This is a genomic window from Pseudoalteromonas sp. J2K-J031 (assembly GCF_058197095.2).
In genome coordinates this window covers 2,960,109-2,975,411 of sequence record NZ_CM200279.1, presented here as the reverse complement: position 1 = coordinate 2,975,411, position 15,303 = coordinate 2,960,109, and the positions used below count along the sequence as shown (strand labels likewise).

The following is a 15,303-nucleotide window of genomic DNA, read 5'->3' as shown; positions in this document are numbered from 1 at the left end:
TAAAACGCATGCGAACCTCCTCATTGATTAAAAATTAAAGGATGAATTTTTATGCTTCATATTACCAATGGTGATAGTGCAAATGTGTATTTAAAGCGCATTGGTATTTTAGGGCAATTTCAAGCCTGGCAAGATGCATTGCATGAAGGCCACATTTCGGCTCATACCGAGTTAGCTGCTATCAGTAATACTCGTAGTTATTTTTTAGCTGAATATTTTTGTATCGATTTAAAAACGGTGCAAGCAAAGTTCACCAAACGTGATGAGGTTCTGACTTACTGGTCCAGTAACGAGCCAATGACACTTTGGCTTACACCTGAGTTGTTTGATGCGTTGATTGGCTTGCAGTTTTTAGCTTGGTATCGTGATAGTGGTCGTGCAATAGAGCAACTGAATATAGTCATGTTGCCTGAATACTTGCCACCACAAGATTTAACGGCCGCAGAAGTGATTAACCATTATCAAAGCCGCTTTAGCCCAAGCGCAGCGTTTTTTCAGTTAGCTGAGCAAGTGTGGTTAGGCTTAGTTACCTCACTTGATATGCTAGAGCGTACTTTAGCGCTTGATTTTAAATATTGGCCTAACCTTAAACCTGCCATGTTGCGGTACTTAGAAGAAAAACGTCTTAATAATGGTTATAACCGCACTCAATGGCAAATTATTGAGGCGCTGGCAAATGGCCCGCTTTCTCTGGCTCAGCTTTTTGGCGCAAATCAAAATCAAGAAGAAGTGGCCTTTATGGGAGACTTGAGTTTTTGGTGTTTAGTTGAACAAATGCGCACTATTATTAGTATTGATACGGATGAATGTATTTTACATCAGGATATTGAGTTCTATCATTTGCATCAGTGTCAGCTAACAGACAAAGGTTTGGCTTTGCTCTAGCCAATTATACCAATCGTAATAAATAACTGATCACCCCAGCTTGTTAAAACACTCGATAATTTCGTTAGATTTTTTGATTGTAGAATAACTACTTATCGAAAAAATCTGCCTTGTTCTCAAGCGTTTTTCCTACGCTATTTTTGATCACTTACTTATCGTGATTGGTATTACAAAAGATTACGATGTGATTTTATGGGGAAATGTGGCGTGATTTCTTATTTAAAAATAATAAAAAACCAGTCATTTTCATGACTGGTTTTTTATTTATAGCGTTTGCTATTTTTACCTTAAATTACGCTTTACTCGCCGAAGCAATGTATTCTTCTACGTAGTTTTCAAGAACGTTTAATGGCAGAGGGCCATTTTTAAGGACTACATCGTGGAATTGACGAATGTCGAACTTGTCACCTAGTTGTTTTTTTGCATGCTCACGAAGCTCTTGAATTTTTAACATCCCAATTTTGTAGGCTGTTGCTTGTGAAGGCATAACGACGTGGCGTTCAACCATTTTTACGCCATCAGAGGTGGCGTTTGGTGTATTATTAACGTAGTAATCAATACCTTCTTGGCGAGTCCATTGCATTGCGTGGATCCCAGTATCAACCACTAAACGACATGCACGCCATAACTCCATCGCAAGGCGGCCAAAGTCTGAATACGGATCAGCATATAGTCCCATTTCTTTTGGTACTAATTCTGAGTATAAACCCCAGCCTTCAACATACGCGGTGTAGCCACCGAACTTACGGAATTTTGGAATACTTTCAAGCTCTTGTGCAATCGCTATTTGCATATGATGTCCCGGCACACCTTCATGATACGCTAGCGCTTCTAACTGATACGTTGGCATAGCGTCCATTGCATACAAGTTTGCGTAGTAAATACCAGGGCGAGAGCCATCGGGTGCTGGTTGTTGGTAAAATGCTTTGCCAGCTGCTTTTTCACGGAAGGCTTCAACTGCTTTTACTTGTAAATCGGCTTTTGGTTTGGTGATAAATAACTCGTCTAAACGCGCTTTCATATCATCAATTACTTTAACCGCTTCATCTAGGTAAGCTTGTTTACCTTCTGGGGTATTAGGGTAGTAAAATTGCTTGTCAGTTTTCATAAACTGCATAAAGGCTTGTAAATCGCCTTTAAAGCCTACTTTATCTTTGATGGTACGCATTTCATCGTGAATACGTGCCACTTCAGCAAGGCCGATGCTGTGAATTTCTTTTGCAGTTAAGTCAGTTGTTGTTGTGCGGGCAAGTGCATTGTTATAAAACGCTTCACCTTCTGGAAATTTCCATGCTCCGTCACGGTCATCAGCGCGTTTTGCCAGTTGCTCTATGTAGCTAATAAGTTTGCTGTAAGCCGGCTTGATAGCTGTTTTTAAACTTTCGTTAGCTTCTTTAATTAATGCATCTTTTTCGGTTTGCGCGATTTCAAGTGCATTTACTTTACGCGTAAAGTCAGCCAGTAACGTTGAATCTTCGCCTTGTTCAAACGGAGCGCCTTTGATGATGTTTTTGCTTGAATCAATCACATGTGGAAATACAAATTTAGGGGCAATAATGCCTTTTTGTGCACGGATCTCGAGGTCTTTTTCAAGCTGTTCAAAAACCGCAGGTACGCCATTTAAACGTGAAATATAGGCTTTAGCTTCTGAAACATTACTGATTTGATGTTGGTTAATTAAAAATGCTGGCACCATTGAGTGAGTTCCATACATTTGATTTACAGGATAGCTGTGGTAGCGCCATTTAAAATCAGCAATGGTGTTTTCAAGGCTTTGCTTAAAAAGGTCATAGCTTGTTTGAGTGCTTGCATCAAGCGCTGCGCGGTTGATTGTAAGTAACGTTGCTAAATCTTTCTTTGTTAATTCAAGATCTTCAAGAGTACGCGCTTCTGAGCCATCATCCCATTTATCGTAATCTTGTTTAATGCCCATGTAGGTTTGATAAACTGGGCTGCGCATTACACCACGCATAAACGAGTCTTCGAAAAGCGCATTGGCTTTAGCGACTTCGCTGGCTACAACTTGAACTTGCTCTGTTGCAGGGGTGCTTTGTGCGTTTGGCGTTTGTTGGCAACCGGCTAAAAGCACAGCACTAATTGTTGCTGCTAAGAGTGTCATTTTACGCATCTTCTATCACCTTTTGAGTTTTGATAATGGATTCTATGGTATTTGGCTTAAGGCCTTAAGTGTTCGTTTGTAACAAAATTTTTACTTTATGCTAGACGAACAATTCTAACAAGTCATTGAGATAGCGGCGTCCTTTTGCGGTCACTTGCCAAACTTCTGCGTTTTGTTGCAATAATCCTTGCTCAATGGCTTTATCAAAAGCACCTTCTAACTGTGAAATAGGTAAACCTGTTAAGTCACTAAAGGCTGTTTTTGCACAGCTTTCGTGTAAGCGAAGCCGATTCATAAAAAATTCAAACGATAAGTCGCTTTGTTCTACTTGCCACTGTTTATACAAATACGGCTGAGCATCATCCATATATCCTTTTGGATGTTTAACTTTTTCGGTACGAATAAGTTTGTTTTGTGCTGGCAGCGTAATTTTGCCATGTGCACCACAACCAATGCCTAAATAATCACCAAAACGCCAATAGTTAAGGTTGTGCTGGCACTGATATCCGGCCTTGCTGTAACCCGACACTTCATATTGCTCGTAACCCGCAGCTTCTAAAATTGCATGACCTTGCTCTTGAATATCCCATAGAATATCGTCTTCAGGTAAAACGGGCGGTTTAGAATGAAATTGCGTATTAGGCTCAATGGTGAGCTGATACCATGAAATGTGTTTGGGATTTAAGGCGATAATTTGTGTTAAATCAGAGAGTGCATCTTCAATACTTTGGCCTGGTAATCCATGCATTAAATCAAGGTTAAAGCTGTTTAAACCCGCAAGGTGCGCTTGTTCAGCCGCTTTTATGGCTTCATTGGCATCATGAATGCGACCAAGAGCTTTGAGTTTGTCGTTTTGCATGCTTTGCACGCCAATTGAAATACGATTAACACCAGCTTTAACGTAACCTTGAAAACGGCCAGCTTCAACCGTACCGGGGTTGGCCTCTAGCGTTATTTCAATGTGTTCATTAAAAGGAATAAGCGCTTCAATTCCTTGTAATAATGCACTAATCGAGTGCTCACTCATTAGGCTTGGTGTACCACCGCCAATAAAAATAGAGTGTAATTTTCGCCCTTGGGTATAGTGCAGGTCTTGACGTAAATCAGCGAGTAAATGTGCTATATAGTCTTCTTGTGGGATTTCCCCTTTTTGACCATGGCTATTAAAGTCGCAATAAGGACATTTTTGCACACACCAAGGAATATGCACATACAAGCTAAGAGGAGGTAAAATCACTTTTTAGCCTTAAGTTGTTGTAACAATACTTGTAAGGCTTGACCGCGATGGCTTATAGCATTTTTTTGATCTTTTGATAGTTCAGCCGAAGTAATACCAAGAGTTGGTATATAAAATACTGGGTCGTAACCAAACCCAGCCTCCCCACTAGGTTGTTTGGTAATGATACCTTCCCAGCTTGCTTGGCATACCAAAGGTGTCGGGTCATCTGCATGGCGCATTAATACCAATACACACCAAAACCTTGCAGTGCGCAGTTCATTTGGGACATCTTTGAGTTCGTGAAGTAATTTGATGATATTGTCTTTGTCAGTTGCATGTTCACCTGCAAAACGAGCGGAATAAATACCTGGTGCGCCTTTTAAAGCATCCACTTCTAAGCCTGAATCATCCGCAATTGCAGCAAGCCCGGTTTCTTTTGCTGCGTGGCGGGCTTTAATAATGGCATTTTCAATAAAAGTGGTGCCTGTTTCGGCCACTTCACTGACATTAAATTCACTTTGAGCGACGACATTAATCTTGAGCGTGTCAAGCATGGAGGCTAATTCGGCTACTTTACCTTTGTTGGAAGTCGCAAGAACGATTTTTTGCATGATAAGGTCTCTGATCTGACTAAGAGGGTGATCATACGTAATGACATAAAAAAAGCCAGTCATAGACTCGCTTTTATCGTTATTGTTCAATTAACGCGTGCCACTTAAGTGGGTTGCTAAATTCTTTTTGGAAACGAATAACGCCAGAGGTTCACGCTACTCTGGGTGCAGTAAGTTTTCAAAATCACGATTTAATAATGCATCATCGCCGACATTGAGTTCAATGAGTCGTTTAAGGTGAGTGGCACTGTCGATATCGATTTGCTCACATAACAAACCTAAATGCTTTTCTGCTTCATGGCTAACCGACATGTTCATTGTTATTTCAATATCACTACCTGCGAGTTTAAACGACAATAAGATATGTTTAACTTCACCATCTTTCCAATTATCCGGTTTTTCAACCAGCGCACCTTTAAGTGCTAAATCAATTAAAGTGCAAGACCAAACAATCCCCATATTTGATAAAAATGCAGGGGTTGAAAAAATAATGCGAGTAAAGCGACGTCTATCTTCCATTTTTAACTCTTAATTTTTAATAAATATTTTTAAAGCAATTACTTAGCTTATTTTTAAATAAGCGTGTAAGCAAAGTCGTTAAATAGAGAATAGCAGTAATTTGCGATTTAACACTTAAACGAAATGTTTTTTTAATTAAAACAACTGGTTCTTGATGGTGTATACCAATATGAGATGATAAAAAATGCCGCCAAAGCGGCTTTTTTCTTGTTTGCGGTAACTACCAGAGCAACTCTAATTTACCAAAAATCAGAACGGGTCTGTCTGATAAGCTAACAAACCCCGTTAGTGGATGCTAAATCACTCTCAGGCAGCTATTTTAAGTACTAACAGTGTGGATTAATTTGCACTAGGCCAGCTATTGACACGCTAATTCGCTTTATTAGCTTTAAAAATATCACGCTAGAGATAATAACGTTGAGATTTTCTTTTAATTCAATGCGTTGTTAAACCTCTAATCCAGAACTAAGATGAACTAAACGAGCTCCTTTAACCGGTACAGTAACGCCAATGCTTCTTTGGGGGTTAGATCATCAGGATTAATAGCTGCTAGTTGGGTTTCAACTTCTGATATTTCAGGTGGATTAATGGGGGCTTGCGCTAACAAATCAAGTTGACCTGAGTTATTAAGTAATTGATGTTGTTCGAGCAGTTTTAGTTTCTGTTTTGCTTGTTTAATAACGCTTTTTGGTACACCCGCTAAGGCTGCAACTTGTAAACCAAAGCTTTTACTGGCAGGTCCATCCAATACCGTATGTTTAAACGCAATGGTATCGTTATGCTCAATAGCGTCTAAATGAACGTTAACTAATCCAGGCACTTGTTCGGCCAATTCAGTTAATTCAAAGTAGTGAGTAGCAAAGAGTGTTTTGGCTGAAATCTTATGTGCAAGATACTCCGCAGTTGCCCAAGCTAATGATAAGCCATCATAGGTGCTAGTGCCGCGACCAATTTCATCCATTAAAACTAATGAATGCTGAGTTGCATTATTAAGGATATTGGCTGTTTCTGTCATTTCAACCATAAAAGTCGAGCGTCCTGAAGCCAAATCATCACTTGCGCCAATTCGGGTGAAAATACGGTCGACGAGTCCGATACTTGCTTGGCTCGCAGGGACAAAGCAGCCGACGTGTGCCAATAAGACAATGAGTGCAGTCTGGCGCATATAAGTTGATTTACCACCCATATTAGGGCCGGTAATAATCAGCATTTTACGTGCCGGAGCAAGATGAGTTGGGTTGGCAATAAACGGTTCACTCATCACATGCTCAACAACTGGGTGGCGACCTTCAACAATCGTAATATCTTGATTATCAAACAGAGTTGGGCGGCAATATTGTAATGTTTCGGCTCTTTCTGCAAAGTTATTAATTACATCAAGTTCACTTAAACTTGCTGCCAGTTGCTGAAATTGTTTTAAATGCGGGAGAAGTTGATCAAATAAATTTTCATAAAGCTGCTTTTCAAGTGCTAGCGCTTTTGATTGGCTGCCAAGCACCTTATCTTCATGCTCTTTTAATTCAGGAATAATATAACGCTCATTATTTTTTAATGTTTGGCGACGAATGTATTCAGGTGGTACTTGGTCGGCATAAGCCCGACTGACTTCAATATAAAAACCATGTACTCGATTATAACCAATTTTTAAAGTCGCAATACCGGTGCGCTCGCGTTCTTTGGCTTCAAGGGCATCGACCACATCTGTTGCGCCTTGGCTTAGAGCGCGCCACTCATCAAGTTCTGTATTATAGCCAGAAGCAATAACTCCTCCATCGCGAATAAGTACAGGAGGGTTATCAATAATTGCATGCTCAAGTAATGATTGAATGTCTGGCATTGTTGCGCAAGCGCGTTTTATATTAGTTAATCGAGAGCTTGAAGTATGACTAAGTAAATCTTGAACTAAATGTAGTTGCTGTAATGCATTACGTAAGCGTGAAAGATCGCGAGGGCGGGCGCTTCTTAGTGCTAAACGCGCAATAATGCGCTCAATATCGCCAATGTGTTTTAGTACTTCATAAAAGTCACTAAATAAACCGTTATTAATAATTTCGCTCACGGCATCTAAACGTGCATTGAGTTCTTTATGATCGCGAGTAGGTGTATGTAAGCGACGCTTTAGCAACCGAGAACCCATTGGCGTCGCTGTTTTATCAAGCACTTGAGCTAATGTATTATCAACATCTCCCGACAAGTTAATCGTTAGCTCAAGATTTTTTCTCGTTGCAGCATCTAATATAACGTGAAGTTCATTTTGCTCTAATGCAATTGCGTTGATGTGCGGTAAAGCAATTCGCTGAGTGTCTTTTACATATTGTAATAAGCAACCTGCTGCAATTAATGCTTCGTGGGCATCTTGTACGCCAAAACCGATTAAATCCTTGGTTTCGAATTGCTGACACAAAATAGTAGTCGCGGTATTTAAGTCAAACTCCCACTCAGGTCGACGACGGCTTCCTTTATAGCTTGAAATTAGGTGCATTGCGCTAAAGTTTTCGGGATACAGTAATTCAGCGGGTTGAATGCGTTGCAGTATTGAATGGCAGCTTTCTTCAGTATTTGCTTGAGTTAAGTAAAAGCGCCCGGAGTTGATATCAAGATAGGCAATACCAAACGTCCCTTCTTTAGCTAAATAAATAGCTGTCAGTAAATTATCTTGGCGCTCTTTTAATAAAGCTTCATCAGAAATTGTACCTGGAGTAATAATTCTGACAACTTTGCGTTCAACAGGTCCTTTGCTGGTTGCAGGATCGCCAATTTGCTCACAAATCGCAACGGACTCTCCCATTTGTACTAAGCGGGCAAGGTAGTTTTCTACCGCATGATACGGCACGCCTGCCATTGGAATTGGTGCGCCACCGGCTCGGCCTCTGTGAGTTTGTGAAATATCGAGCAATTGGGCTGCACGTTTAGCATCGTCAAAAAATAACTCGTAAAAATCACCCATGCGGTAAAACAAAAGGATCTCGCGATGCTCAGCTTTTATTCGTAAATATTGCTGCATCATAGGTGTTTGTTGACTTATAGTATGTTCAGAAAACAGATCTAATGGCATAAAAACTTAATTACCCAAGGCTTAATATGGAATTACAACAAGAGATCAGTCAGCTTGCTGCAGAATTAGGCGCTATATTAGCGGATAAAGGCATTTGGATCACTACTGCTGAATCATGTACAGGTGGTGGGATTAGTTATGCTTTAACAGATACGGCAGGGAGTTCACGTTATATTGACCGATGTTTTGTTACATACAGTAATGAAGCCAAACAGGCACTTTTAGGTGTTTGCGCCACTACATTGGCAAACTTTGGCGCGGTGAGTGAGCAAACAGTAATTGAAATGGCGCAAGGTGCCGCTTTAGCTGCAAATGCGCAACTTGCGATTAGTGTTTCAGGTATTGCAGGACCTGGGGGCGGCAGCACTGATAAACCGGTGGGTACAGTGTGGTTTGCAATAACATTAGGCGACAAAACTCAAAGCTTGAAACGTATTTTTAATGGTTCTCGCTCTGAGGTTAGAGTTCAAGCTATTGTATTTGCTTTAAAAAAATCAATTGAGATAATAAAAAACTAAATTAGGCTTGATACTGTTAATCTATACAGTATAATCGGTTTATTACACAGGTTCGGAGAGTCAAAAATGAACGATAATAAAGAAAAAGCATTAAGCGCGGCACTGTCTCAAATTGAGCGTCAATTTGGTAAAGGTTCAATCATGAAGCTAGGCGATAGCCAAGCGCTCGATATTGAATCTATTTCAACAGGCTCACTGGGTATTGATATTGCGCTAGGTATAGGTGGCTTACCTGCTGGTCGTATTGTTGAGATTTTTGGTCCTGAATCGTCTGGTAAAACAACATTAACATTACAAGTTATTGCTGAAGCACAGAAAAAAGGTAAAACATGTGCCTTTATCGATGCAGAGCATGCGCTTGACCCTGTTTATGCTGAAAAGCTCGGGGTTAACATTAAAGATTTACTTGTTTCACAACCTGATACGGGTGAGCAAGCGCTTGAAATTTGTGACATGTTAGTACGCTCAAGTGCTGTTGATGTAGTTATCATTGACTCGGTTGCAGCGTTAACACCTAAGGCTGAAATTGAAGGCGATATGGGTGATCACCATGTTGGCTTGCAAGCACGTTTAATGTCACAAGCATTGCGTAAGTTAACGGGCAATATCAAACGTTCAAATACTTTAGTTATTTTTATCAACCAAATTCGTATGAAAATTGGTGTAATGTTTGGTAACCCAGAAACAACTACAGGTGGTAATGCACTGAAGTTTTATGCGTCTGTTCGTATTGATATTCGTCGTACCGGCTCTGTTAAAGAGGGCGATGAAGTGGTTGGTAATGAAACACGTGTTAAAATTGTTAAAAACAAAGTGGCGCCACCATTTAAACAAGCTGAATTTATTATTATGTATGGCGAAGGTATCTCTAAGCATGGTGAGTTAATTGATTTGGGCGTTCAGCATAAATTTGTTGAAAAAGCCGGTGCATGGTACAGCTATCAAGGTAATAAAGTCGGCCAAGGTAAAGCAAATTCAATTAAATTTCTAAAAGAAAACCCAGCAATAGCCGATGAAATTGAAAAGAAACTACGCGATATGCTGTTATTAAAAGCAACAATAAAGCCAGAAGATGGCGTTGCAAGCTTAGCAGCAGAAGCTGAAAGTAGTGTTGAAGAAGATTTTTAAACTCTAATACATCATCATAGAAAAGCCCTTTATAGAATCTCTATAAAGGGCTTTTTATATTGTGTTACTGATATCGTAAAAGTGTCTTGTTATAAATAACAAGACACTTTTAATGATGGTTGGTTAGTATAACGTGTTATTTATTGTTCAATCCACGCCATAGTCCAGTATAAACCTACGCCAGGCTCATATTGATTCGATCCTTTAGACCACTGTACACAGTAACCATTATATGGCCAAGGTTTACATTGATAGACCTTACCATTTTTAGGTTGCAGTACTGTAGTACCTGCTTTGTAACTGCTTAAGCTCTCTGGGAATACAAAATCTGCATTGGTTTTAGGCGGCTCGACTGGATCAATTGGATCCGGATCGCTGCCATCATCAGCTGCAACAATATTAAGGTGATGGGTTTTTTGATCCGTTGTACCATTTTCTGCAAGATAACTAATTACTAAATTATAGTGTCCAGTTTGTGCATTAGAATACAGCATATTGAGTTCTGATAAACCAGCTTCAACATTAAATGTTTGGGTTATCACACTGCTATAGTTTTTATTTAATGTTGCTGTGATGGTTGCTTTTTCGCTGATGTCGATTGAAAAATCAAATTCAATCGCAGAGTCATTTATTTCATAGCTATGCGATAGGCCCGATACATTAAAGTCTGGTTTTGGTAGAGGGGCTTCTACAAATTCAAGTTCAACAGAACTTATGCCTGAATTACTTTGAGCAAAAATTTCATTGCGTCCAGCCATTGCTTGCACTTTATTGTTTTCATCTAACTGGCCAGCTTGGATCCAAGATTGTGATGCATTAATTTTTTGCGCTAAAGCTAAAGGCCAATTTTCACGAAGACCCGCTTCGACCGTATCAATCTCAAGTACCGTTTGTAGAGAAGGTAAGTCTTTTGAATCACTACCAAAAACGCGAGTTTTAATACTTGAACCAGCTGTTAAATCACGACCTGCCAAAATATCGCCCACATCTTGCCAATAGACACTACTGGTATCGCCATTATCAATCATTAAATCAACAACGTTGTAAAAACTCATGCCCGTATCGCCCACATCCCATACGCCCAATACAATATGATATCCATTACGATCTGCAGGTACATTACATAAATGCGTTACCTGACGTGGCGGTTGTTTGTAATGACCAGAATATTCACAAAAAGGGACAGCTTCAAATTGATCGCGGGTGAGCGGAGTATTTGGATCCCATGTTGTTTTGGTGATGAAGTAGCGCCAATCACGAGTTGAATGATTCGCGGTAAATGTCCAGCTAAATTCATTTGGCCCTGACTTGATATTGCGTTTAGTCCAGCGACTGATCGTTTGGCTGTCTAATTGGCTAAATGCACTGTGTCCGGCACTTGCAATCTTGCCATCAGCAGGGCCTGTTTCTGGAAAGCGATCTGGCCCTTCTAAACTTTGCGGTTCATAAACGACATTGCCACAATTTGTATTTTGTGTCAGTCGACATAAATAACCACGAGATTCGGGTTTGCTAATATAGCCATGTGCTTGAGCGGTTTGGGCAAATGGCAGTGACATTAAAGTAGCTAATGGCGCCATAGCTAAAAAGAGTTTGCTAAGCTTTTTCATTGTTTTCCTTTTTCAATAACAAAAGACACGTGATAGGTATTATTCTATTGCCAACATATAAAACAGCGCTGTCATTTTTCTTGGTCGGAAATTGAACGGGTTAAGTGTTAAGTCGCAATAGATAACAGTTTGTAACTGTGGCTAAAATGGTAACACTGAAGGATTCAGCATCACAATAATATAAAAGGATGGTTGAAGAGGGCATACTTATATTTTTTATAAAAAAATTGAATTTAATTGGATAAGTGCTTTTAATAACAGCTATTTTGAATTGATGTGAATACTCGCTTTTACATTTTAATCATAAAATCCGCAAATTATATTTTCAAACATTCTTAAGGCATATTAATGGAACGAAAAACGTTATTAATGAAAATAGTCTTATTTGATAATGCCGAAGAAGCATTTTGTGAACTTGGACATTTCGAGCGTTTAAGTAAAGAAAATGAGCTTTTAGTTGATAAAGGTATGTTATGCGATGTGCTCAATTTATATTTAAATCAGAAAATTACAGATGAAGACTTAAGTGATTGGGCAGCTTTTTTAGAGTGCAATGATGAAATTAATTGTACTCTAATAGAAGATTTTATTTTTGCACTGGCTAACAATGAAATGATAGGGGGAATAAACAATAATTCAATTTCGCTAATGCTTACTTTATGTAAATAATTCAGAGGTTTATTTTGAATTAATCTCATGTATTTTTGCTGTAAAATCCCCATCAACTAAAGTAGTTGTTATTCTAGAATTAGGCTTAATTTGTGCTATTGAATTAATAATCTGGCCATCTTCATTTTTTGTTATGCTGTAACCACGCGATAATACAGTCAAAGGGCTGGCAGAGTTTAAGCGAGCAGCCAAGATTGCAAGCTGGTTTGAAGCTTGTTTAAGTTGCTGTTGAAATTGCGTTTCTAGCTTGGTTTTTAATTTATTAAGTTGATGCTGTGACTGTTGTAGCTTTAGATTTGGTGAGCGAAGCATTAAACGATTGTTTAAACTAGAACATGACTTTTGAGCGCTTAGTAATTTTTGTTTTATTGCATTGTCTAAACTCATGCTTAATTCATCTAAGCGTTGTCCTTTTTGTTGAAGTTGAGATTGTGGGTGACACAATGAAAGCCGATGCTTTATGGTGGCCGCATTACGATGTTGTATGGCGATATAATGCTTAAATGCATTAAAAAGTGCCTGTTTTTTTTGTGTAATATCTGAGAGTAATTGCGCTTGGTTTGGACTTACTAATTCAGCTGCTGCAGAAGGCGTTGCAGCGCGAAGATCTGCCACATAATCACTAATAGTGACATCTATTTCATGTCCTACTGCACTGACTATAGGAAGTTGACTGGCAAAAATAGTCCGTGCTAGCGCTTCGTGATTAAAACACCACAGATCTTCTAAAGAGCCACCTCCTCGGCCTAAAATAATAACATCTACTTCTTTACGGCGATTGGCGAGGTTGATTTTTTCTATCAGCTGTAGGTGTGCGGTATTACCTTGTACTTGCGCAGGATATATTATTATTTCAAGTTGTGGAGCACGCCTTTGTAACACAGTTAAAATATCTTTTATCGCAGCACCTGTCGCAGAGGTAATAATACCTACTTTATTGATGATGTCGGGCAAAGGCTTTTTGTGACTCGTACTAAATAATCCTTCACTAGCTAATTGCATTTTTAAAGCTTCAAATTCTAACTTTAATGCCCCTTCGCCGGCAGGCTCCATTTGTTCTACTATTAATTGATAATCGCCACGAGGCTCATACAACGAAATTCGCGCTTGCATTTGAACCTGATCGCCACTTTTTGGTTTAAAGCGCATCGTTTGGTTATTTCCGCGCCACATGGCTGCGCGGATTTGAGCGTGATCATCTTTAACCGTAAAATACCAATGACCAGAACTAGGGCTAACAAAATTTGAAATCTCACCTGTGATCGTAATTGAGGCAAAATTGCGTTCAAGTAGTTGACGTATCTCTTTATTTAAACGAGATACGCTGTAAATGGAGGGTGATTTTTTAGTCTCAAACATGTTTTCTGATCTGTTAAATTAATACAACAACGTTACTTTAACACATATTTTTTCAATTTATGTTTACTCAATGGGGATCTGCTGATAAAATTTGACCGCAACTCCCTATATTCACTTTCACTCGTGAGATGTTGCATAATGCTTAGGATCGCTAAAGAAGCTCTAACCTTTGACGACGTACTTTTAGTACCGGCTCATTCTACTGTTTTGCCACACACGGCAAATATTTCAACTCGTTTAACTCGTGGAATAAAGTTAAATTTACCCTTGGTTTCTGCATCTATGGATACAGTAACTGAAGCTCGCTTAGCTATTGCTTTAGCGCAAGAGGGTGGTTTAGGTTTTATTCACAAAAACATGACTATCGAAGAGCAAGCCAATAACGTTCGTAAAGTAAAAACATACGAAGCGGGTATTGTGTCTTTCCCTGTAACTGTTACTGCTAACTTAACGATTGCCGATACTTTAGCCTTGGCTGAAGCAAAAGGTTTCTCAGGTTTTCCTGTTACTGATGAAAATAATACCTTAGTGGGTATTGTGACTAGTCGTGATATGCGCTTTGAAACTAAATTAGAGCAACCTGTTTCAACTGTGATGACCAAAAAATCAGATTTAGTGACTGTTAAAGAAGGCACTGAACGTGATGTGATTTTGGGATTAATGCATGAACACCGCATTGAAAAAATCCTAGTAGTTGATGATGAGTTTAAATTAAAAGGCATGATCACAGTTAAGGATTACCAAAAAGCGCAAGATAAACCGAACGCGTGTAAAGACGATCAAGGTCGTTTACGTGTAGGTGCCGCCGTTGGTGTTGGCGCTGGTACTGATGAGCGTATTGCTGCGTTAGTCGAAGCGGGTGTGGATGTATTGTTAATTGATACTTCACATGGTCATTCACAAGGTGTGCTTAACCGTGTAATTGAAACGCGTAAAGCTTACCCTAACTTACAAATCGTCGCCGGTAACGTAGCAACAGCAGAGGGTGCAATTGCACTTGCCGATGCTGGTGTTGATGCGGTTAAAGTCGGAATTGGCCCAGGTTCAATTTGTACTACACGTATTGTAACGGGTTGTGGTGTGCCACAATTGACAGCGATATCGGATGCGGTTGAAGGCTTAAAAGGCCGTGATATTCCAGTGATTGCTGACGGTGGAATTCGTTTTTCGGGTGATATTGTAAAAGCACTGGTTGCTGGTGCGTCTTGTGTCATGGTCGGCTCAATGCTTGCTGGCACTGAAGAGTCACCAGGCGAAGTTGAACTTTACCAAGGCCGTTATTACAAATCATACCGTGGAATGGGCTCGCTTGGCGCAATGAATCAAAAAGAAGGTTCATCAGATCGTTACTTCCAAAACTCAAATCAAGTTGAAAAATTAGTACCTGAAGGTATTGAAGGTCGTGTTGCTTATAAAGGCCCAATTGCGACCATTATTCATCAACAAGTCGGTGGTTTACGCAGTGCAATGGGTTTAACAGGTTGTGCGACTATCGCAGAACTTAATGTTAAACCACAGTTTGTTCGTGTGACATCTGCTGGTATGGGCGAATCTCATGTACATGATGTACAAATCACTAAAGAAGCACCTAACTACCGTTTAGGTTAATTC

General features: G+C 39.6%; 12 protein-coding genes. 5 read left to right on the top strand and 7 right to left on the bottom strand.

Annotated elements, in window-relative coordinates; genetic code table 11:
• Positions 1-51 precede the first annotated feature (51 nt).
• The gene (locus AC3KZC_RS13440) at positions 52-885 is read left to right on the top strand and encodes an RNA polymerase subunit sigma-24 (RefSeq protein ID WP_490578787.1); all 834 of its coding nucleotides are present in this window, start codon (positions 52-54) and stop codon (positions 883-885) included.
• A 292-nt stretch (positions 886-1,177) separates the two neighbouring features.
• On the opposite strand, the gene AC3KZC_RS13435 is transcribed toward AC3KZC_RS13440, so the two are convergent.
• The 5 genes from AC3KZC_RS13435 to mutS form a co-directional block, all read right to left on the bottom strand.
• Entirely contained in the window at positions 1,178-3,013 is a 1,836-nt protein-coding gene (locus AC3KZC_RS13435) for a DUF885 domain-containing protein (protein ID WP_490578788.1), read from the bottom strand.
• Between the two features lie 91 nt (positions 3,014-3,104).
• Positions 3,105-4,241, bottom strand: coding sequence for a radical SAM family heme chaperone HemW (hemW, locus tag AC3KZC_RS13430; protein ID WP_490578789.1), 1,137 nt, complete (start codon positions 4,239-4,241; stop codon positions 3,105-3,107).
• A complete protein-coding gene (locus AC3KZC_RS13425; protein ID WP_490578878.1) occupies positions 4,238-4,834 on the bottom strand; it encodes an XTP/dITP diphosphatase in 597 nt (198 codons plus the stop codon). The genes hemW and AC3KZC_RS13425 overlap by 4 nt, the downstream gene beginning before the upstream one ends.
• Before the next feature lie 156 nt (positions 4,835-4,990).
• Entirely contained in the window at positions 4,991-5,353 is a 363-nt protein-coding gene (locus AC3KZC_RS13420) for a PilZ domain-containing protein (RefSeq protein WP_490578790.1), read from the bottom strand.
• A gap of 475 nt (positions 5,354-5,828) precedes the next feature.
• Complete coding sequence (mutS, locus tag AC3KZC_RS13415) at positions 5,829-8,408, bottom strand: DNA mismatch repair protein MutS (protein WP_490578791.1); 2,580 nt, start codon at positions 8,406-8,408, stop codon at positions 5,829-5,831.
• A gap of 26 nt (positions 8,409-8,434) precedes the next feature.
• Here mutS and AC3KZC_RS13410 point away from each other — a divergent pair, with 26 nt between their 5' ends.
• Both AC3KZC_RS13410 and recA read left to right on the top strand, forming a co-directional pair.
• Positions 8,435-8,926, top strand: a complete 492-nt coding sequence (locus AC3KZC_RS13410; protein WP_490578792.1) for a CinA family protein — start codon at positions 8,435-8,437, stop codon at positions 8,924-8,926.
• Between the two features lie 66 nt (positions 8,927-8,992).
• Complete coding sequence (gene recA / locus AC3KZC_RS13405) at positions 8,993-10,054, top strand: recombinase RecA (protein WP_490578793.1); 1,062 nt, start codon at positions 8,993-8,995, stop codon at positions 10,052-10,054.
• 140 nt (positions 10,055-10,194) lie between these two features.
• Here the strand turns inward: recA and gbpA are convergent, their stop codons facing one another.
• Positions 10,195-11,664, bottom strand: coding sequence for an N-acetylglucosamine-binding protein GbpA (gbpA, locus tag AC3KZC_RS13400; RefSeq protein ID WP_490578794.1), 1,470 nt, complete (start codon positions 11,662-11,664; stop codon positions 10,195-10,197).
• A 348-nt stretch (positions 11,665-12,012) separates the two neighbouring features.
• Between gbpA and AC3KZC_RS13395 the strand changes: the two genes are divergently transcribed.
• Positions 12,013-12,333 (top strand): hypothetical protein, encoded by a 321-nt coding sequence (locus tag AC3KZC_RS13395; RefSeq protein ID WP_490578795.1) that lies wholly within the window; start codon positions 12,013-12,015, stop codon positions 12,331-12,333.
• A 9-nt stretch (positions 12,334-12,342) separates the two neighbouring features.
• Here the strand turns inward: AC3KZC_RS13395 and xseA are convergent, their stop codons facing one another.
• Positions 12,343-13,692: an exodeoxyribonuclease VII large subunit gene (gene xseA / locus AC3KZC_RS13390; RefSeq protein ID WP_490578796.1), complete on the bottom strand. Its 1,350-nt coding sequence runs from the start codon at positions 13,690-13,692 to the stop codon at positions 12,343-12,345.
• Positions 13,693-13,830: 138 nt separating this feature from the next.
• Between xseA and guaB the strand changes: the two genes are divergently transcribed.
• A complete protein-coding gene (gene guaB / locus AC3KZC_RS13385) occupies positions 13,831-15,300 on the top strand; it encodes an IMP dehydrogenase (RefSeq protein WP_490578797.1) in 1,470 nt (489 codons plus the stop codon).
• The last annotated feature ends 3 nt before the right edge of the window (positions 15,301-15,303 follow it).